At 60.5% G+C, this 19,879-nt stretch carries 14 protein-coding genes; 1 reads left to right on the top strand and 13 read right to left on the bottom strand.

Translation table 11 applies throughout. The annotated features are described in order from the left end of the window. Positions 1 to 21: 21 nt before the first annotated feature. The 9 genes from P3G59_RS22360 to arcD (P3G59_RS22320) all read right to left on the bottom strand — a co-directional run bounded on the left by P3G59_RS22360 (position 22) and on the right by arcD (P3G59_RS22320) (position 12,386). Positions 22 to 1,398: an L-serine ammonia-lyase gene (locus P3G59_RS22360; RefSeq protein WP_277759000.1), complete on the bottom strand. Its 1,377-nt coding sequence runs from the start codon at positions 1,396 to 1,398 to the stop codon at positions 22 to 24. Positions 1,399 to 1,605: 207 nt separating this feature from the next. After that, on the bottom strand, positions 1,606 to 4,458 hold the full coding sequence (gene gcvP, locus P3G59_RS22355) for an aminomethyl-transferring glycine dehydrogenase (protein WP_277758999.1): 2,853 nt from the start codon (positions 4,456 to 4,458) through the stop codon (positions 1,606 to 1,608). Between the two features lie 11 nt (positions 4,459 to 4,469). Continuing rightward, positions 4,470 to 4,853: a glycine cleavage system protein GcvH gene (gcvH, locus tag P3G59_RS22350; protein ID WP_277758998.1), complete on the bottom strand. Its 384-nt coding sequence runs from the start codon at positions 4,851 to 4,853 to the stop codon at positions 4,470 to 4,472. A gap of 435 nt (positions 4,854 to 5,288) precedes the next feature. Then, entirely contained in the window at positions 5,289 to 6,797 is a 1,509-nt protein-coding gene (locus P3G59_RS22345; protein WP_277758997.1) for a sigma-54-dependent transcriptional regulator, read from the bottom strand. A gap of 245 nt (positions 6,798 to 7,042) precedes the next feature. After that, the gene (locus P3G59_RS22340; protein ID WP_277758996.1) at positions 7,043 to 7,405 is read right to left on the bottom strand and encodes a DUF5064 family protein; all 363 of its coding nucleotides are present in this window, start codon (positions 7,403 to 7,405) and stop codon (positions 7,043 to 7,045) included. A gap of 62 nt (positions 7,406 to 7,467) precedes the next feature. Next, a complete protein-coding gene (gene arcC, locus P3G59_RS22335; RefSeq protein ID WP_277758995.1) occupies positions 7,468 to 8,397 on the bottom strand; it encodes a carbamate kinase in 930 nt (309 codons plus the stop codon). A gap of 191 nt (positions 8,398 to 8,588) precedes the next feature. After that, positions 8,589 to 9,599: an ornithine carbamoyltransferase gene (locus P3G59_RS22330; protein ID WP_064588896.1), complete on the bottom strand. Its 1,011-nt coding sequence runs from the start codon at positions 9,597 to 9,599 to the stop codon at positions 8,589 to 8,591. A gap of 68 nt (positions 9,600 to 9,667) precedes the next feature. Beyond that, positions 9,668 to 10,924: an arginine deiminase gene (arcA, locus tag P3G59_RS22325; protein ID WP_277758994.1), complete on the bottom strand. Its 1,257-nt coding sequence runs from the start codon at positions 10,922 to 10,924 to the stop codon at positions 9,668 to 9,670. A gap of 34 nt (positions 10,925 to 10,958) precedes the next feature. Beyond that, the gene (gene arcD / locus P3G59_RS22320; RefSeq protein ID WP_277758993.1) at positions 10,959 to 12,386 is read right to left on the bottom strand and encodes an arginine-ornithine antiporter; all 1,428 of its coding nucleotides are present in this window, start codon (positions 12,384 to 12,386) and stop codon (positions 10,959 to 10,961) included. Positions 12,387 to 12,823: 437 nt separating this feature from the next. Between arcD (P3G59_RS22320) and arcD (P3G59_RS22315) the strand changes: the two genes are divergently transcribed. Beyond that, positions 12,824 to 14,251 carry an arginine-ornithine antiporter gene (gene arcD, locus P3G59_RS22315; protein ID WP_277758992.1) on the top strand — a complete coding sequence of 476 codons (1,428 nt, stop codon included), beginning with the start codon at positions 12,824 to 12,826 and terminating at the stop codon, positions 14,249 to 14,251. A 509-nt stretch (positions 14,252 to 14,760) separates the two neighbouring features. On the opposite strand, the gene P3G59_RS22310 is transcribed toward arcD (P3G59_RS22315), so the two are convergent. The 4 genes from P3G59_RS22310 to P3G59_RS22295 all read right to left on the bottom strand — a co-directional run bounded on the left by P3G59_RS22310 (position 14,761) and on the right by P3G59_RS22295 (position 19,773). Then, a complete protein-coding gene (locus tag P3G59_RS22310; protein ID WP_277758991.1) occupies positions 14,761 to 16,110 on the bottom strand; it encodes a CoA transferase in 1,350 nt (449 codons plus the stop codon). A gap of 172 nt (positions 16,111 to 16,282) precedes the next feature. Further along, positions 16,283 to 18,421: a methyl-accepting chemotaxis protein gene (locus P3G59_RS22305; protein WP_277758990.1), complete on the bottom strand. Its 2,139-nt coding sequence runs from the start codon at positions 18,419 to 18,421 to the stop codon at positions 16,283 to 16,285. Between the two features lie 190 nt (positions 18,422 to 18,611). After that, positions 18,612 to 19,022: a YbaN family protein gene (locus tag P3G59_RS22300; RefSeq protein WP_277758989.1), complete on the bottom strand. Its 411-nt coding sequence runs from the start codon at positions 19,020 to 19,022 to the stop codon at positions 18,612 to 18,614. A gap of 154 nt (positions 19,023 to 19,176) precedes the next feature. After that, on the bottom strand, positions 19,177 to 19,773 hold the full coding sequence (locus P3G59_RS22295; RefSeq protein WP_277758988.1) for a biliverdin-producing heme oxygenase: 597 nt from the start codon (positions 19,771 to 19,773) through the stop codon (positions 19,177 to 19,179). Between the last annotated feature and the right edge of the window lie 106 nt (positions 19,774 to 19,879).

The raw sequence follows: 19,879 nt of genomic DNA, 5'->3' as shown, positions 1-19,879 counted from the left end.
GGAGGCGGAGTTATATAAGGTTCAGCATTCGATAATGTTGACCGCCAGACCGCCGCGGGCGGTCTCCTTGTATTTGCTTTTCATGTCGGCGCCGGTCTGGCGCATGGTGCGGATGACTTTGTCGAGGGAGACGAAATGCTGGCCGTCGCCTCTCATGGCCATGCGCACCGCGTTGATGGCTTTCACCGAACCCATGGCATTGCGCTCGATGCACGGCACCTGCACCAGTCCGCCAATCGGATCGCAGGTCAGGCCGAGGTTATGTTCCATGCCGATCTCCGCCGCGTTCTCGACTTGCTGCACGCTACCGCCGAGCACCTCGCACAACGCGCCGGCCGCCATCGAACAGGCCACGCCGACTTCACCCTGACAACCGACTTCGGCGCCGGAGATCGAGGCGTTTTCCTTGTAGAGAATGCCGATGGCCGCCGCCGTCAGCAGAAACCGTACGACGCCGTCGTCATTCGCACCGGGGATAAAGCGCATGTAGTAATGCAGCACCGCCGGAATAATCCCCGCCGCGCCGTTGGTAGGTGCGGTAACCACACGCCCGCCGTTGGCGTTTTCTTCGTTGACCGCCAAGGCGTAGAGGTTGACCCAGTCGAGCACCGACAACGGATCGCGCAGCGCTGATTCCGGGTTCTTGCACAGTTGCCGATGCAACGCTGCCGCACGACGTTTGACCTTCAAACCGCCCGGCAAAATACCTTCGTTACGGCAACCTGCAGCCACGCAGTCTTGCATCACCTGCCAGATGTTCAGCAGGCCGGCGCGGGTTTCCGCTTCCGGGCGCCAGGCGCTTTCGTTGGTCAGCATCACCTGGCTGATCGACAGACCGTAGGTGGCGCAATGACCGAGCAAGTCCTTGGCGCTTTTGAACGGGAAGGTCAGCGGCGTGGCGTCTTCGACGATGCGGTCGGCACCGGCCGCGTCTTCATCGACGACAAAACCACCACCGACCGAGTAGTACTCGCGGCTGCGAATCTGCAGGCCCGCCGCATCGAAGGCACGAAAGATCATGCCGTTGGGGTGATAGGCCAACGGTTTGCGGATCATTGCCAGGTGTTCTTTCTCGTTGAACGCAATGCTGTGCTCGCCGAGCAGATTCAGTCGGCCGCTGCCGCGAATCTCTTGCAGGCGCGCGGCGACGGTTTCGGTATCGACGGTGTCCGGATGTTCGCCTTCGAGGCCGAGCAGCACGGCTTTGTCGCTGCCGTGACCTTTACCAGTGGCGCCGAGAGAACCGTAGAGTTCAACGCGAACGCTGGCGGTGCTGCTCAGCAGATTTTCACGTCGCAGACCTTCGGCGAAACGCGCAGCAGCACGCATCGGGCCGACGGTGTGGGAACTGGAGGGGCCGATGCCAATCTTGAACAGGTCGAACACGCTTAACGACATGAGTGGTTCTCCGGTTTCTTGTTATAGGAATTGGCGGAATATCAGGCTTGATACATTCCCCTGTAGGAGCTGCCGAAGGCTGCGATCTTTTGATCCTGGTTTTTTAGAAACAAGATCAAGATCAAAAGATCGCAGCCTTCGGCAGCTCCTACAGGTAAAGCGATAAAGCGGTCGAGCGGAGGGGCCGACGAACCGCCCCTCATTCTTTTAAGCGTAGCTTTCGATCGACGGGCAGGCGCACACCAGGTTGCGATCGCCGAACACGTTGTCGACGCGACCGACCGGTGGCCAGTATTTGCCTTCGATCAGCGACGCTACCGGGTACACGGCCTGCTCGCGGCTGTACGGGTGAGTCCACTCGCCAACCAGCTCTGCCGCGGTGTGCGGAGCGTTTTTCAGCGGGTTGTCGTCCTTGTCCAGCGTGCCGTTTTCCACTGCGCGGATTTCTTCGCGGATGCGGATCATGGCGTCGCAGAAGCGGTCCAGTTCTTCCTTGGATTCACTTTCGGTCGGCTCGATCATCAGCGTGCCCGCCACCGGGAACGACATGGTCGGCGCGTGGAAACCGAAGTCGATCAGGCGCTTGGCGACGTCATCAACGCTGATGCCGCTGCTGTCCTTCAATGGACGCAGATCGAGAATGCACTCGTGCGCCACCAGACCGTTGCTGCCGGTGTACAGCACTGGGTAGTGCTCTTCGAGACGACGGGAAATGTAGTTGGCGTTGAGGATCGCCAGTTGCGAAGCACGCTTGAGACCCGCGCCGCCCATCATGCGAATGTACATCCAGGTGATCGGCAAAATACTTGCGCTGCCGAACGGTGCCGCGCAGACGGCGCCTTCCTTGCGTTCCATCTGGCCATGGCCCGGCAGGAACGGGGTCAGGTGCGACTTGACGCCGATCGGGCCGACGCCCGGGCCGCCACCACCGTGCGGGATGCAGAAGGTTTTGTGCAGGTTCAGGTGCGAGACGTCGCCGCCGAACTTGCCCGGCGCGCAGAGGCCGACCATCGCGTTCATGTTGGCGCCGTCGATATACACCTGACCGCCGTTGTCATGAATGATCCCGCAGATTTCGCGGATGCCTTCTTCGAACACGCCGTGGGTCGACGGGTAAGTGATCATCAGCGCGGCGAGGTGTTCGCGGTGCTCGATGGCTTTGGCACGCAGGTCTTCGATGTCGACGTTGCCACGGGCATCGCACGCGGTCACGACTACGCGCATGCCGGCCATGTTGGCGGTGGCCGGGTTGGTGCCGTGGGCGGACGACGGGATCAGGCAGATGTCGCGGCGCTCATCGCCACGGCTCTGGTGGTAGGCGCGGATCGCCAACAGGCCAGCGTATTCACCTTGCGAACCGGCGTTCGGTTGCAGCGAGATCGCGTCGTAACCGGTGGCGGCGCAGAGCATCGCTTCCAACTCGTTGGTCAGTTGTTGGTAACCGGCGCTTTGTGCGGCCGGAGCGAACGGGTGCAGGGCACCGAATTCGGCCCAGGTCACCGGGATCATTTCGCTGGCGGCGTTGAGTTTCATGGTGCACGAGCCCAGCGGGATCATGGTGCGATCCAGTGCCAGGTCCTTGTCCGCCAGTTTGCGCAGGTAGCGCATCAGCTCGGTTTCCGAGTGATAACGGTTGAACACTGGGTGGCTGAGGATCGGCGACTGGCGAACCAGCGCAGCCGGGAGGGTGCTTTGCACCGAAGCGGCCAGCGCCACGAAGTCCGGCACGGTCTTGCCGTCGGCGAACAGGCCCCACAGGGTTTCGATGTCCGCCTGAGTGGTGGTTTCGTCGACCGACAGGCCCAGACGCTGGGCGTCGATGACGCGCAGGTTAATCTGCTGAGCGTGCGCCTTGTCGTGCAGCGCGGCGGTTTGCGCGCCGGTGGCGACGGTCAGGGTGTCGAAGAAACTGGCTTGTTCGACTTGCGCGCCCAGCGCGGTCAGGCCCTTGGCCAGAATGGCGGTCAGGTGATGCACGCGGTTGGCGATCTGCGTCAGGCCTTTCGGGCCGTGGTACACGGCGTACATGCTGGCAATGTTGGCCAGCAGCACCTGTGCGGTGCAGATGTTCGACGTGGCCTTCTCGCGGCGGATGTGTTGCTCGCGGGTCTGCATGGCCAGACGCAGCGCCGGTTTGCCGAAACGGTCCACCGAAACACCGACCAGACGGCCCGGCATATCACGCTTGAATGCATCTTTGGTGGAAAAGTAAGCGGCGTGCGGGCCACCGAAGCCCAGCGGCACGCCGAAGCGTTGCGCCGAACCGATGGCGACGTCAGCGCCGAATTCGCCCGGCGCGGTCAGCAAGGTCAGGGCCAGCAGGTCAGCGGCCACGGCCACCAGTGCATTGGCGGCGTGGAAGCGTTCGGTCAGTTCGCGGTAGTCGAACACATCACCGTTGCTCGCCGGGTATTGCAGCAGCGCACCGAAGAACGGCGTCACGTCGGTCAACTCGCGCTCGTCACCGACAACAACGTCGATGCCCAACGGCTCGGCACGGGTGCGCAGCACATCGAGGGTTTGCGGGTGGCTGTGGATCGAGGCGAAGAATTGGTGGCTGCCTTTGTTCTTGCTCAGGCGTTTGCAGAAGGTCATGGCTTCGGCAGCCGCGGTGGCTTCGTCGAGCAAGGATGCGTTGGCGATCGGCAGGCCGGTGAGGTCGCTGATCATCGTCTGGAAGTTCAGCAGCGCTTCGAGACGGCCCTGGGAAATTTCTGGCTGGTATGGGGTGTAAGCGGTGTACCAGGCCGGGTTTTCCAGCAGGTTGCGCAGGATCGGCGACGGTGTGTGGCAGTTGTAGTAGCCCTGGCCGATGTAGGTCTTGAACAGCTGATTCTTGCCGGCGATGGATTTGATCATCGCCAGGGCATCGGCTTCGCTCAGGCCGTCGTCCATGCCGAGCACGCTGGTGCCCTTGATGCTTTCCGGAATGACGCTGGCGCTCAGGGCTTCGAGCGAATCGAAGCCGAGGCTGTTGAGCATGGCTTGCTCGTCACCGGCGCGCGGGCCGATATGACGGGCGATGAATTCGTTGGCGGTGCCAAGGTTTACTTGAGTCATGTCGGTGTTCCTCAGGCTTCGGCTTGGGCTTTGATCAGGCGGTCGTACGCGTCTTGATCGAGCAATTTGCCGACAGCGGCGGCGTCGCTAGGTTTGAAGCGAAAGAACCAGCCTTCGCCCAGCGGATCTTCGTTGACCAGTTCCGGAGCGTCTTCCAGCGCCGGGTTGGTTTCCAGCACTTCGCCGTCGAGAGGCATGTACACGCCGCTGGCGGCTTTCACCGATTCCACGGTGGCGGCTTCGGCGCCTTTTTCGTAAGCCTGCAGCTCAGGCAGTTGCACGAACACCACGTCGCCCAGGGCGTTCTGCGCGAAAGCGGTGATGCCGACAGTAACGCTGCCGTCAGCTTCGGTGCGCAGCCATTCGTGATCTTCAGTAAAACGCAACTCGCTCATGGAAACTCCTCAGGGGGCCAGACTCGTCTGGTGGACGCGGTGGAATAGTCGGGCGCGAAGGCCCTTATTTATGAGGGGATGATTAGCAAGAACGCGGCCAATGTTGATTTATCGTTATAAATCAATGGCTTGTATCGTTATCGAAGGTCTGTTCAGACTGCATGTGTAGCGAAATCGCTACAGCATGGGGCGCGGATAAAAGCTGAAGTGGATCAAAGCCTTGCACAGCAGTGATCGGAGGAGGGTGTAGCGATATCGTTCCACTGTAGCGCTTTCAGTACAGGTTAAGGTCGCTTTTAAGCAGGAAATACCAATGTCGGATTGGAAACCCGGACTGTAGGAGCTGCCGAAGGCTGCGATCTTGTCCCGGACAATACCCATCCAAAGTCAAAAGATCGCAGCCTTCGGCAGCTCCTACAGGGAACCGCGTTCGGCTTACGGTTTGTTGGGAATGCCGTACTTGCGCAGGCGATGCGCGATCGCGGTGTGCGAGGTTTGCAGGCGGCTGGCCAGTTGCCGGGTCGAGGGGTAGCTGACGTAGAGTTTTTCCAGCAGGGTTTTTTCGAAGGACTCGACCGCTTGTTCAAGGCTGTCGACATCGCTGTCGGTCTGACGCGCGACCGAGGTGCCGGCAATGTCGAGATCACCGATATCCACCAGACTGCTCTCGCAAATCGCCGCCGCGCGGAAGATCACGTTCTGCAATTGCCGCACGTTGCCCGGCCAGCGGTTGCCGAGCAGGGCCGGATAGGTGCCCGGGGCGAGGCGGCAGACCGGGCGCTGGATCTGCGCGCAGGCCTGCTGCATGAAATAGCGGGCCAATAGCAAAATGTCCTGCCCGCGTTCGCGCAGTGGCGGCACTTCAACGTTGAGCACGTTGAGGCGATAGAACAGGTCTTCGCGAAACAGTCCTTCGCTGACCATTTTTTCCAGATCGCGGTGCGTCGCGCTGAGGATGCGCACGTTGACCTTTACTTCACGATCACCGCCCACCCGGCGGAAGCTGCCGTCGTTGAGGAAGCGCAGCAGCTTGGCCTGCAAGTACGGCGACATCTCGCCGATCTCATCGAGAAACACCGTGCCCTGGTTGGCCAGTTCCATCAGCCCCGGTTTGCCGCCGCGCGCTGCTCCCGTGAAGGCGCCGGGGGCGTAGCCGAACAGTTCGCTTTCGGCGAGGTTCTCCGGCAGGGCCGCGCAGTTCAGGGCGAGGAACGGTGCACTGTGGCGAGCGCTGATGGCGTGGCAGGCACGGGCGACCAGTTCCTTGCCGGTGCCGGTTTCGCCCTGGATCAACAGCGGTGCATCAAGGGCGGCAACTCTTTGCGCACGCGCCTTGAGGGTGCGGATCGCCGGGGATTCGCCGAGCAGCGCATCGAAACCTTCGGCGTGGTCGTGGTGCAATGCCGAGAGTTGCTCGCCGATACGGTTCGGTTGATACAAGGTCAGCAGGGCGCCGGCGTCGGTGATCGGCGTGGCGTCGAGCAACCAGGTCTGACTGTTGACGGTGATCTCGCGCAGCGGCAGACGGAAGCCGTGTTCGAGCAGGGTGTCGAGCAGGGCTGAATCGTTGAACAATTCCGAAACGCTTTCACCGGCCGGTTCGCGACCATACAACGCGATCAACGCCGGGTTGGCCAGCAGCACCTTGCCGGCGCTGTCGAGTGCCAGCACCGGGTCGGTCATCGCCGCCAGCAATGCATCGAGCTGCAAGTGCCGACGTTGGCCAGGGAGGATGTCGACCACCGTCACCGCTTCCACGCCGAGCACACGAAACAACGCATCCTTCAGCTCTTCGAGCACTTGCGGGCTCAGGGTCGGCGCGTCGATGTAGACGTTCGGCGGGATCATCTCCACCGCATCCAGATTGAGGTTGCGCCCACCGAGGATAGCCAGGACTTCCTGGGTGATGCCGACGCGGTCGATGAAGCTGACGTGGATACGCATGGGGCGGTTTTGGGTTCTGGATTGCGGAGGGTGGCAAGTATGCCTTAAATCAAAAACACCCTCACCCCAACCCTCTCCCGGAGGGAGAGGGGGCCGATTGTGGGATGCTCATGAGATACGCCGACCTGAAAATACGGCTGTGAATCCATAATCGACTCGGTCTTCCAGGTCGATGTCTGCCGGCGTACACCTCGGTCAGTCCCCTCTCCCTCTGGGAGAGGGCTAGGGTGAGGGGCTTTTGCGGGTTATTCGAAATGCTCAGGATTGACCGGATCCCCGGATTGCATATTCAACTGCTTGCGGATGTCTTCAAACATCAAGTCGTAATGCTTGTGCACCGAACCGATCTGGCTGTGAGCCTTGGGAATCCCGTACTTCTCGGCGATCCGGGTCACGTCGCGGGCGAAGTTGTAAGCCTCTTCCTTGGGCAGGAAAAACGTTTCGTTCATGTCCTTGCCCTGCATATTGCCGTGCAGGGTGAACTGTATCCCTTTGCCTTTTTGCGGATCGGTGAACACTTCATAGTCGAGGCAGACGTTGTAATTGACGTCATCGTCGGTCAACGCGTGCCGCTCAATATGCAAATGACCAGGTTCAAACTGGGCCATGGTTTTCTCCTTTCAAGGCATGGGAGAAGGGCAGACCTTTGGCCTGCCCCCGCAGTTTCTAATTATCGATAGCTGATGCCCGGCTTCGCCGTACTCACGCGAGTACCGGCGGTGCCCTGAACGATGGCTTCGATGTCCGCCAGCGAACCGATCACCGCGACCTTGCCAGTATGGCGCGCGAATTCGCAGGCTGCCTGCACCTTCGGTCCCATGGAACCGGCGGCGAAACCGAGGCGTTCGAGTTCATCCGGGTGCGCTTCGGCGATGGCTTGTTGCGTTGGTTTGCCGTAATCGATGAACGCCGCGTTGACGTCGGTGGCGATTACCAGCAAGTCGGCTTCCAGTTGCTCGGCGAGCAGCGACGAGCACAGGTCTTTGTCGATCACCGCCTCGATCCCTTTGAGATTGCGGTTCTCGTCGTACATCGTCGGAATGCCGCCGCCACCGGCGCAAATCACGATGCTGCCCTTGTCGAGCAGCCACTTGATCGGGCGGATTTCGAAGATGCGCTTTGGTAGTGGACTGGCCACCACACGACGGAATTTGTCGCCGTCCGGGGCAATCGCCCAGCCTTTGTCGGCGGCGAGTTTTTCCGCTTCGGCCTTGTCGTAGACCGGGCCGATCGGCTTGGTCGGGTTCTTGAACGCGGGGTCGTTGGCGTCGACTTCAACCTGGGTCAACAGGGTGGCAAACGGCACTTCAAAGTCGAGCAGGTTGCCCAGTTCCTGTTCGATGATGTAGCCGATCATGCCTTCGGTTTCAGCACCGAGCACGTCCAGCGGGTAAGGGGTGACGGAGGTGTAGGCCGCCGCTTGCAGCGACAACAGGCCGACTTGCGGGCCATTGCCGTGGGCGATGACCAGTTGGTTGCCGGGATGGATCTTGGCGATTTGCTCGGTGGCGATGCGGATGTTGGCGCGCTGATTGTCAGCGGTCATCGGTTCACCACGGCGGAGCAGGGCGTTACCGCCCAACGCTACGACGATACGCATGGTGCATGTCCTTTTAATCAGAGAAGAGGCAAACAACTCGATCTTCCTGTCGGAACCGGGATCCCCTGTGGGAGCGAGCCTGCTCGCGAAGGCGTCAGATCAGTCGACATCTCTGTTGAATGACCCACCGCTTTCGCTAGCAGGCTAGCTCCCACCTTTGGTACCGGTTCCTTCAGTGGGAGCTGTTGCAGTTACAGATCAGCGAGGGTCGAGACCAGAATCGCCTTGATGGTGTGCATGCGGTTTTCCGCTTGCTCGAAGGCGATGCAGGCCGGCGACTCGAACACGTCGTCGGTGACTTCGATGCCGTTGGCCAGGTGCGGATACTGTTCGGCGATCTGTTTGCCGACCTTGGTATCGCTGTTGTGGAACGCCGGCAGGCAGTGCATGAACTTGGTGCGCGGGTTGCCGGTGGCTTTCATCAGCTCTTTGTTGACCTGGTACGGCAGCAATTGCTGGATACGCTCGGCCCACGCTTCAACCGGCTCGCCCATCGATACCCAAACGTCGGTGTGAATGAAGTCGACACCTTTGACTGCGGCTTTCGGGTCTTCGGTCAGGGTGATGCGCGCACCGCTTTCTTCCGCGTATTTGTGGCAGCGCTCGACCAGATCGTCATGCGGCCACAGGGCTTTGGGCGCGCAGATGCGCACGTCCATGCCGAGTTTGGCGCCGACCAGCAGCAGCGAGTTGCCCATGTTGTTACGCGCGTCGCCGAGGTAGGCGTAGCTGATTTCATGGATCGGCTTGTCGGCGTGTTCACGCATGGTCAGAACGTCGGCGATCATTTGCGTCGGGTGATATTCATCGGTCAGGCCGTTGAACACCGGTACGCCAGCGAACTTCGCCAGCTCTTCGACGATTTCCTGTTTGAAACCACGGTACTCGATGGCGTCGTACATGCGCCCCAGCACGCGGGCGGTGTCTTTCATGCTTTCTTTGTGGCCGATCTGCGAGGAATTCGGGTCGATGTAGGTGACGTTGGCGCCTTGGTCATAGGCGGCGACTTCGAAGGCACAACGGGTACGGGTCGAGGTTTTTTCGAAGATCAGGGCGATATTGTTGCCCTTCAGGTGCTGCTGCTCGGTGCCGGTGTACTTGGCGCGTTTCAGATCGCGGGACAGGTCGAGCAGGTAACGCAGCTCACGTGGGGTGTGGTGTTCCAGGCTGAGCAGGTTACGGTTGTGAATGTTAAAAGCCATGATGGATCTCCTTGGGTTTCGGTTATCCCCTTGGCCGCGCTCGATAAGTCACGGCCAAGGCTCAAAGATTAGTAATCGATTGGGTCGCGGATGATCGGGCAGGTCATGCAGTGGCCGCCGCCACGGCCACGGCCCAGTTCACCGGCGCTGATGGTGATGACCTCCACACCGGCCTTGCGCAGTAGGGTGTTGGTGTAAGTGTTGCGGTCGTAGCCGATGACCACGCCCGGCTCCACAGCCACCACGTTGTTGCCGTCGTCCCATTGCTCGCGTTCGGCGGCGAAGCTGTTGCCGCCGGTTTCCACCACGCGCAGTTTCGGCAGGTTGAGGGCTTTGGCCACGGTGTCGAGGAAAGTGCCTTCTTCGCGGCGGATGTCGATGCCGCCCTGTTTGCTTTCGTCAGGGCGCAGGGTGAAGGCGACGATCTGATTGACCACCTCAGGGAAAATCGTCACGAGGTCGCGGTCGCAGAAGCTGAACACGGTGTCGAGGTGCATCGCCGCGCGGGATTTCGGCAGGCCGGCAACGATGACTTTTTCCACGGCTTTGTTCTTGAACAGGTTCAGCGCCAGTTGGCCGATGGCCTGACGGGACGAACGCTCGCCCATGCCGATCAACACCACGCCGTTGCCGATTGGCATGACGTCGCCGCCTTCAAGGGTGGAGCTGCCGTGGTCCTTGTCCGGGTCGCCGTACCAGATCTCGAAATCAGCGTTGGTGAACTGTGGGTGGAATTTGTAGATCGCGGTGGTCAGCAGGGTTTCCTGACGGCGCGCCGGCCAGTACATCGGGTTCAGCGTCACGCCGCCGTAGATCCAGCAGGTGGTGTCGCGGGTGAACTGGGTGTTCGGCAGCGGCGGCAGAATGAAGCTGGAGTGGCCGAGGAAGTCGCGGAACATCTGGATGGTCTTGCCGCCGAAGCTGTCCGGCAGATCATCGGCAGACACGCCGCCAATCAAGTATTCGGCGATGTGCCGTGGCTCGAGGCTTTTCAGCCAGGATTTCACTTCACTGATCAGGCCCAGGCCTACCGAGTCGGCGGTGACCTTGCGATCAAGAATCCAGTCGAGCGCCTCAGGGATGGCGACGATGTCGGTCAGCAGGTTGTGCATTTCGAGCACGTCGATCCCGCGTTCGCGCATCTTGGTGACGAAGTCGAAGTGGTCGCGCTTGGCCTGGGCAACCCACAGGACGTCATCGAACAGCAGTTCATCGCAGTTGTTCGGGGTCAGCCGCTGATGGGCCAGACCAGGGGAGCAGACCATGACTTTGCGCAGTTTGCCGGCTTCGGAATGGACGCCGTACTTAACTTTTTCCGTGGTCATTGCAGTGATCCTCCAGAGATAAAACTTTGGGCAATTACAGGGTCAGGAAGCCGTCGTAGAGACCGTAGGCTGCCACCAGGGCACCGACGACCACCGCGGCGAAAATCAGCTTCTCGACGTTGGTGAAAACCGCTTGTTTGAGTTCCAGCTTGGCCTTGGCGAACAGGATCGCGCCGGGTGCGTAGAGCAGGGCCGAGAGCAGCAAGTACTTGACCCCGCCGGCATACAGCAGCCACACCGCGTAGATCAGCGCGATGCCGCCGATGATCAGGTCTTTGCGGCGCTCGGCGGCGAAGCCTTCGTAGGTCTCGCCGCGCACTGCGAGTAGCAGGGCATACGCCGCCGACCACAGGTACGGCACCAGAATCATCGAGGTGGCGAGGTAGATCAGCGACAGATAAGTGCTGGCCGAGAACAGCGTGATGATCAGGAAAATCTGCACCATCGCGTTGGTCAGCCACAGGGCGTTGACCGGTACGTGGTTGGCGTTTTCCTTGCGCAGAAACTCCGGCATGGTGTGGTCTTTGGCGGCAGCGAACATGATCTCCGCGCACAGCAGCACCCACGACAGCAGCGCCCCCAGCAACGAGATGATCAGACCGACACTGATCAGCACTGCACCCCAGTGACCGACCACATGCTCAAGCACGGCTGCCATTGACGGGTTCTGCAATTTCGCCAGTTCCGGCTGAGTCATGATGCCCAGCGACAGCACGTTCACCAGCACCAGAAACAGCAGCACAGTGATGAAACCGATCACGGTGGCTTTACCGACGTCCGAACGTTTTTCCGCACGGGCGGAGAAGATGCTCGCGCCCTCGATGCCGATGAACACCCACACGGTGACCAGCATCATGTTGCGCACCTGGTTCATCACGCTGCCCAGATCGGGGTTTTTCACGCCCCAGATGTCAGCGGTGAAAATGTCCAGTTTGAAGGCGAAGAGCGCGATCAACACGAACAGCAGCAGCGGTACGACCTTGGCCACCGTAGTCACAAGGTTGATGAACGCCGCTTCCTTGATTCCGCGCAGCACCAGAAAGTGCACGGCCCAGAGCAGCACCGATGCGCCGATCACCGCAGCAACGGTGTTGCCTTCGCCGAAAACCGGGAAGAAGTAGCCGAGAGTACTGAACAGCAGCACGAAGTAACCGACGTTGCCCAGCCAGGCGCTGATCCAGTAACCCCAGGCGGACGAGAAACCCATGTAGTCGCCGAAACCGGCCTTGGCGTAGGCGTAGACACCGCCGTCCAGGTCAGGCTTGCGGTTGGCGAGGGTCTGGAAGACAAAAGCGAGGGTGAGCATGCCGACAGCGGTGATGGCCCAACCGATCAGCACCGCGCCGACGTCGGCGCTGGCGGCCATGTTTTGTGGCAAAGAGAATATCCCGCCACCGATCATCGAGCCGACTACCAATGCAACCAGTGCACCTAATCGTAGTTTTCCGGGAGCTTCAGACATTGCATGACTCCATTGCAGGAGAGAAGAGTTCACAGCGTAGGACTGTTTACTGTTCGAACAACTGACATAGATCAGTGCATGGCCACATTCCATTGTTAATGAATGACTTAGGGCTCGGGTGCAGGCATAAGGCTATTGTCTGGAAGCCCCGTCCTAGAAGGGTTTGCTATGAGTTTTTGGGAATGGCTATTATTACTTTCGAATTATCACGCTAGTTCTTTTTCCGGGTTTGGCAAATTTTCGCCATCTGTTTTCAGTACAGAATTGATTTATTAGGATCAGCGCACAAAACTGTCTTAACGTGCTACGCGTTAGCGTCATCGGCTATATATAAGTTGGCGTTTTTCGGTGTTATCCAATAAACGTCGTGGCGCTTTATCCGTTTAGTTAATACGGGCTGTAAATAAACTTCAGCAGTTGTTTCCGGGGAGACTGGAATGTCGCAAACCACGCAAAAGCTGCGCCTTGGTGCGTTGATCGCCCTGGTGGTGGGTTCGATGATTGGCGGCGGGATTTTCTCGTTGCCGCAGAACATGGCCGCGCGCGCCGATGCCGGGGCGATCCTGATCGGTTGGGGCATCACGGCCATCGGCATGCTGACTCTCGCGTTCGTGTTCCAGACCCTGGCCAATCGCAAACCCGAGCTGGACTCCGGCGTTTACGCCTATGCCAAGGCCGGGTTCGGCGATTACATGGGTTTTTCGTCGGCGTGGGGTTACTGGATCAGCGCCTGGCTGGGCAACGTCGGTTATTTCGTGTTGCTGTTCAGCACCCTTGGCTACTTCTTTCCGGTGTTCGGCCAAGGCAATACGCCGATCGCCATCGGCTGCGCCTCGGTTCTGTTGTGGGCCGTGCATTTTCTGGTGATGCGCGGGATCAAGGAGGCGGCGTTCATCAACCAGGTCACCACGGTCGCGAAGATCGTGCCGCTGATCATGTTCATCGTCATCGCCGCCGTGGCGTTCAAGGCTGACATCTTCACCCGCGACATCTGGGGCCGCAGCAACCCGAGTTTCGGCGGGGTGATGGATCAGGTGCGCAACATGATGCTGGTCACCGTGTTTGTGTTCATCGGCATCGAAGGCGCCAGCGTGTACTCGGCGCGGGCGGAGAAACGCAGCGACGTCGGCCGCGCCACCGTGATCGGCTTTATCGGTGTGCTGGCGTTGCTGGTGCTGGTCAACGTGCTGTCGCTGGGGATCATGAGCCAGCCGGAACTGGCCACCCTGCAGAACCCGTCGCTGGCGGCGGTGCTGGAACACATCGTCGGGCCATGGGGTGCGTTGCTGATCAGCATCGGTCTGGCGATTTCACTGCTCGGTGCGTTGCTGTCCTGGGCGCTGCTGTGTGCGGAGATCCTGTTCGCCACGGCCAAGGACAAGACCATGCCGGCGTTCCTGAAAAAGGAAAACAAGAACCATGTGCCGGTCAATGCGTTGTGGCTGACCAACGTGATGATCCAGATTTTTCTGCTGATCACGCTGTTCTCGGCCGGGACTTACACCAGCCTGATTTATCTGGCCTCGTCGATGATCCTGGTGCCGTATCTGTGGTCGGCGGCCTACGCGGTGTTGCTCAGCGGACGTGGCGAAACCTACGAACACGCCTCGGCTGAACGCACCAAGGATCTGCTGATTGGTGGCATCGCCCTGTGCTATGCGGTGTGGTTGTTGTATGCCGGCGGGGTGAAGTATTTGCTGCTGTCGGCGCTTTTATATGCGCCGGGGGTCATTTTGTTTGCCAAGGCCAAGCATGAGGCGGGCGAGCCGTTGTTCACCCACGTTGAGAAGGGCATTTTCACCTGCGTGGTGATCGGCGCGGGGCTGGCGGCTTATGGTTTGTACAGCGGATTGCTGTCGTTGTGAGGTTGGCGCTTGAGTAGCGGACATCCCTGAACCGGGCTGATTGAGACATCATCGCTCGGCTTGAAATGGCAGCCCTCACCCCAGCCCTCTCCCGCAGGGAGAGGGGGCCGACCGAGATGTCATGCGCTGTGCATCGACCTGCAAGACCGAGTCGATTATGGGTTCACAGCCAATCTTTCAGTTGGGTGAATTTCTCGAATATTCCCCAATCAGTCCCCTCTCTCTGGAAGAGGGACTTACCGAGATGTCATGCGCTGTGTATCGACCTGCAAGACCGAGTCGATTATGGATTCACAGCCAATCTTTCAGTTGGGTGAATTTCTCGAATATTCCCCAATCAGTCCCCTCTCTCTGGAAGAGGGACTTACCGAGATGTCATGCGCTGTGCATCGACCTGCAAGACCGAGTCGATTATGGATTCACAGCCAATCTTTCAAATCGGTGAATTTCTTGAAGATCCCCCAATCAGTCCCCTCTCCCTCTGGGAGAGGGTTAGGGTGAGGGGCTTTTCAGGCCCACTGTGGGTTACGGGAACCCAATTCTGTAGCTGGCAACGCCCACTGAATCGGTGTGCCGCTGATCTCCACCGGCACCTGCAACCGATGTGCCGGCCCCCACGGGGTCTGCTCCAACCGCGCACATTGATCCTGTTCATCCTCGGCACGCAGCGCTTGCGTTGTCCCCGGCCCATGCTCGACCAACAACTTTGCCGTGCGCGCCAGCGACAACCGCGCCGAGCCACCTCGACCCGTGTTCAAACGCTCGGTCAACAGGCGGAGCGCACTCGCCGCCATCAAATAACCGGTCGCATGATCCAGCGCCTGCACCGGCAACGGGGTCGGTTTATCGGCCTGCTTCCAGCGCTGTCCGGCCTCGGCGATGCCGCTGCTCATTTGCACCAGACTGTCGAAGCCACGGCGGTTCTGCCACGGGCCGCTCCAGCCGTAGGCGTTGAGGCCGACATCGATCAGCCCCGGTGCGAGCTGGCGCCGGCGCTCAACGCCGAAACCGAGTTGCTCCAGCGCATCGGCGCGGTAACCGTGCAGCAGAATATCGGCGTCTTTCAACAACCCTTCGAACACCGCGCGATCAGCCTGATCATGCAGGTTCAGCCGCGCGCAGCGTTTGCCGAGGGTCATTTCCGGAACGACACCGGGCTCGTTCCAGGTCGGTGAATCAATGCGCAATACATCGGCGCCAAGGCCAGCGAGAAAACGGCTGGCGGTGGGGCCGGCGAGCACGCGCGTCAGGTCCAGTACCTTGAGCCCGGCCAACGGTTGCGCCAGCGAGCCTTGCCACGCTTGGCTGCGTTCATCCTGCGCAGCGAGGAAATGCACCAGCGACTCGGCATTCACCGCCAACCCTTGCGGATGCTGCTGCCACTGCGCCCAACTGCGCATTTCGGCAGCGCAGCCCTTGGCCTCGACCACCGCGTGCTCCAGATCCGTACTCGCCCATTGCGCGACTTTCGCCGCCATCGCCGCGCGGTCGGCGCAGGCCCCGAGCACGCTTTCGGCAGCCGCGCGGTGATGAGCGGCATTGGTGTGCAGGCGGATCCAGCCATCGCGGGTCGCGTAATCGCCAGCGACCGGATCCCACAGCGGTGGCACCTGCCAGCCCATCGGACGTAGCGAGCTCGAGAACCAGAACGAGGCCAGTCGTCGGTCGACTTCGACAGCGGGCACGTGCCCGGTCTGGTGGCGGAGCAGCTCGGCGACGGCCTGCCCGGCTGCGCCAATGCTGGCGCAGGCCAGGTCGGTGACGGCGAACGCGGAGGGCAGGGCGCCGCTGCTGGTGAACGGAATCGACGTGTGGGGCAAGCCGAGTGCGGCTTGAATGGACGTGAGCAAATCGTTCATCGAAGGCCCTCCGGGAGAGAGGGCGATGATAGTGCAAAAAAGCACGAGGAGGATCGTTCCCACGCTCCGCGTGGGAATGCATCAAGGGACGCTCCGCGTTCCAGCTTCCGATTGGGACGCGGAGCGTCCCGGGCTGCATTCCCACGCAGAGCGTGGGAACGATCTCTTCGCGTCAGACGCGGAACTGATCCATCAATTTCATCTGCTGGCTGGCCAAAGCATTCAGCTGACTGCTGATCGCCGCCGACTCGGTGGCCTGCTCGGTCAGGGTTTCAGTCACGGTGCGAATCGCCGAGACGTTGCGATTCACCTCTTCAGCCACCGCACTTTGCTGTTCGGCCGCGCTGGCAATCTGCAGGTTCATGTCGCTGATCACCGTCACCGCATCGCTGATCTTGCCCAGCGCATCGACCGCCTGACGAATCTGCCCGGCGTTGTTGTGCGCCTGGGTCTGGCTCGAATGCATGGTCGCGACCACGCCACGGGTGCCGGTCTGAATCCGCTCGATGACTACGCGAATTTCTTCCACCGAATCCTGCGTGCGCTTGGCGAGGTTGCGCACTTCGTCAGCGACCACGGCAAACCCACGCCCGCTCTCACCGGCGCGGGCCGCTTCGATGGCGGCGTTGAGGGCGAGCAGGTTGGTCTGTTCGGCGATGCTGCGGATCACTTCCAGCACCGAGCCGATCTGCTCGCTGTTGACCGCCAGCGCTTCAACCTCGGTGACCGCTTTGCTGACTTCCTCGGCCAGTTGGTTGATGTCGCGGGTGCTGCGCTCGATGATCGACATGCCGTCCTTGGCCGACTGATCGGCACCTTTGGCGGCATTGGCTGCGTTCGATGCGCTGTTGGCGACGTCGTGAGCGGTGGCGCTCATTTCGTTGGAGGCGGTGGCCACCTGGTCAATCTCGCGGAACTGCACCTGCATGCCTTCGCTGGTCTGGCGGGCGATTTCCGAAGACTGGTCGGCGGTGCCGCGCGCCTCGGTGATGCTCTGCTTGATCTGCGCGATGGTCGGTTGCAGCTTGTCGAGGAAGCGGTTGAACCAGTTGACCAGTTCGCCCAGTTCATCCTTTTTGCTGTAGTTCAGGCGCTGGGTCAGATCACCTTCGCCGCTGGCGATGTTCTTCAGCATCTCGGCAACGCTATTGATCGGGCGAGTAACGCCGGACGCGGTCAGCCAGATCAACAACAGGCCAACCAGACCGGCAACCACGGCGACCAGCAGCGCGGTGAGCACGCCGGTTTCCTGAGCATCATCGAGTACCGCTTGCAGCTTGACCGAGTCGGCCAGCAGCACTTGTTTCGGCAGGTCGATGACCACACCCCAGGCGCGTGAGTTACCGATCGGGTCGACCGGGTAAACGGCACGGATCAAATCACCCTGTTCGAGAATTTTCGGTGTGCCGGAGGTCAGCAGTTGCAGTACATCCTGGCCATCGGCGCCGAGGGTATTGCTGATTTTTTTACCGACCTTGCTGGCGTCAGAACTGTCGGCACCGAGCACGCCGCTGCCGGAAACGATCAGCATGTGCCCGGCGTTGTTGAACAGGTTGCGCTGGGAGTCCACGGCTGCCGCTTGCAGGGCGTCGAGGGCGATGTCGACACCGACCACGCCAATGGCCTTGCCGTCGACGATCAACGGCACGGAAATGGTCGTCATGAGCATTTCCTTGGTGCCCACGGTGTCGGCATACGGGTCGAGCAGGCAGGTGCGCTTGTTGTCGCGAGGGCAGGTGTACCAGCTGTTGTACGGCGTGCCGCTGAGGCTGAGGGTGGTCTTGGTCATGTCTTCTTCGACCATGATCGTGTTCAGCGCCGAGCCGGCCGCACGGCTCCAGTACGTGGCGAAGCGTCCGGCTTCGTTGGACTGGCGCGCGGCGTCGTTGACGAACTCGCTGTCCTTGCCGTCGAGGCCATTCGGCTCGAAGGCGAGCCAGATGCCGAGCACTTTGTCGTTGCGCTCAAAGGCGGTTTTCAGGCTCAGGTTCAACTCTTCCCGCAAGGCACCGGCGTCCAGCGAACGCTTGGCGGCCATCACCCGCATGTCCTTGATCTGGTCGGCCAGGGCAGTGATCACCAACAGGCTTTCGCCAAAGGTTTTCTGCACCCGTACCGCTTGTTCGGCGGCTTTGGCTTGCAACAGATTCTCGACGCTGGCGGTGAGCAGCTTGTTGCTGGAGTCACTGACCAGTTCGTCGTTCTGATTGGTCTGGTAGATGTTCATGCCGACGATCAGCGCAACCACACCGAGCAGGCACAGGCCGGAGAGCAGGACGATTTTCAGGCGTATGGACAGAGCGTCGAACATGGGGCGATCTCGCGAATGAATAAACGGGTGGCATGCGGACATGAACTATCCGGTTCGCCAAATCCATTCAGCGCCATTCAATGCTCATCGGCGTGGAAGCAGAGGGCATGAGGCGCGTGCCGACGGACGGTCACCGCTAAACGTTTGCGCAGGAGAATGTGCTGAAAAATGGATTAATTACAGGGATGTTTCAGCGTGAAGAAGGATCGATGCGCACAGTGATCGATTCCGGGCGCGACCAGATCCACAGATTGCCCAGGCTCATCCCGGCAATCGCCAGATAGATCGGCCAGCCGTGATCAAGCATCACCAGCATCAACGTCGCGCAGAGCAGCATGCTCAGCGTCGCACTGACCTTGGCCTTGCGCGCGATGATCTTGCCGTTGCGCCAATTGCTGAGGATCGGCCCGAACAAGCGATGGTTTTCCAGCCAGGCACTCAGGCGCGGCGAACTGCGGGTCGCGGCCCAGGCGGCGAGAAGGATGAACTCGGTGGTCGGCAGGCCGGGCACGACAATGGCGATCAAGCCGATGCCGAGGCTGACGTAGGCCAGCAGGCCGAACAGCACGCGGGCGAGTTTCGAGGAGGCGGGTTGCGGCATGGGCTCAGCGGTGGCTTCTGAAGCGGAATGGAGATCTTACAGGTTGTTGCAGTTCCCCTGTAGGAGCTGCCGCAGGCTGCGATCTTTTGATCTTGAAAGCAACATCAAAAGATCGCAGCCTGCGGCAGCTCCTACAGGGAGGGTATGTGTTGCTTCAGGCCGTTTCGGCTTCTATCGCGTAAGCCTGTTCCAGCAGCACGGTGAAGCGGTTGAACGCATCGATCGCGCCTTGCTCCACTTCGGCTTCCTCTTCAGCGCTGAACGGCAGCGAATCGAGGGTGCGCACGAAGCTCTTCCAGCCTTCGGCACGGCCACCTTGTGGCTCACCCAGGTGACGGGCACCAAAGGTTTCGCTCAGCTCCAGGGCCACGGCGCGTTTGATCAGGAACGCCGCACCGAGCTTCGAGCCTTCGGAGACAAAGATCCAGCCCAGTGCACGGGCCTTGCTTGGGTTCTTCACCGCGCCGGCTACCGGGGCCGGCACTTCGGTTTCCAGGTCCGCGAGGTCAGCCTTGGCCGCTTCGGCGCGGCAGCGGGCCGGCAAGTCAGGGACGATGGCGGTCAGTTCGGCGTTGTTGTACAGGTCGACCAGTTCCGACTGGAACAGGTACTGCGCGACGACAAAACGGGCGAAGTTGGCGCGAGTCTCGAACGGCGCGTGAGCCTTCACCAGCGCATCCAGTTTGCTGTGCGGCTCATGGGTAATCTGGTTCAGGCGTTGTGAACGCAGGGCTTTTTCCGAAGTGGTCATGACATGTCCTTGATAAAAGAGGCGCTTGATAACGAGACGAACCAGACGCCGTTCAAGCGTAAAAAAACCTCACTACGCGGTGCCTGAACAGGCGCAGTGAGGTCGA

Origin of the sequence: Pseudomonas sp. A34-9 (assembly GCF_029543085.1) — a bacterium.
Lineage (GTDB): Bacteria > Pseudomonadota > Gammaproteobacteria > Pseudomonadales > Pseudomonadaceae > Aquipseudomonas.
This window is presented reverse-complemented; position numbering and strand designations above follow the sequence as displayed.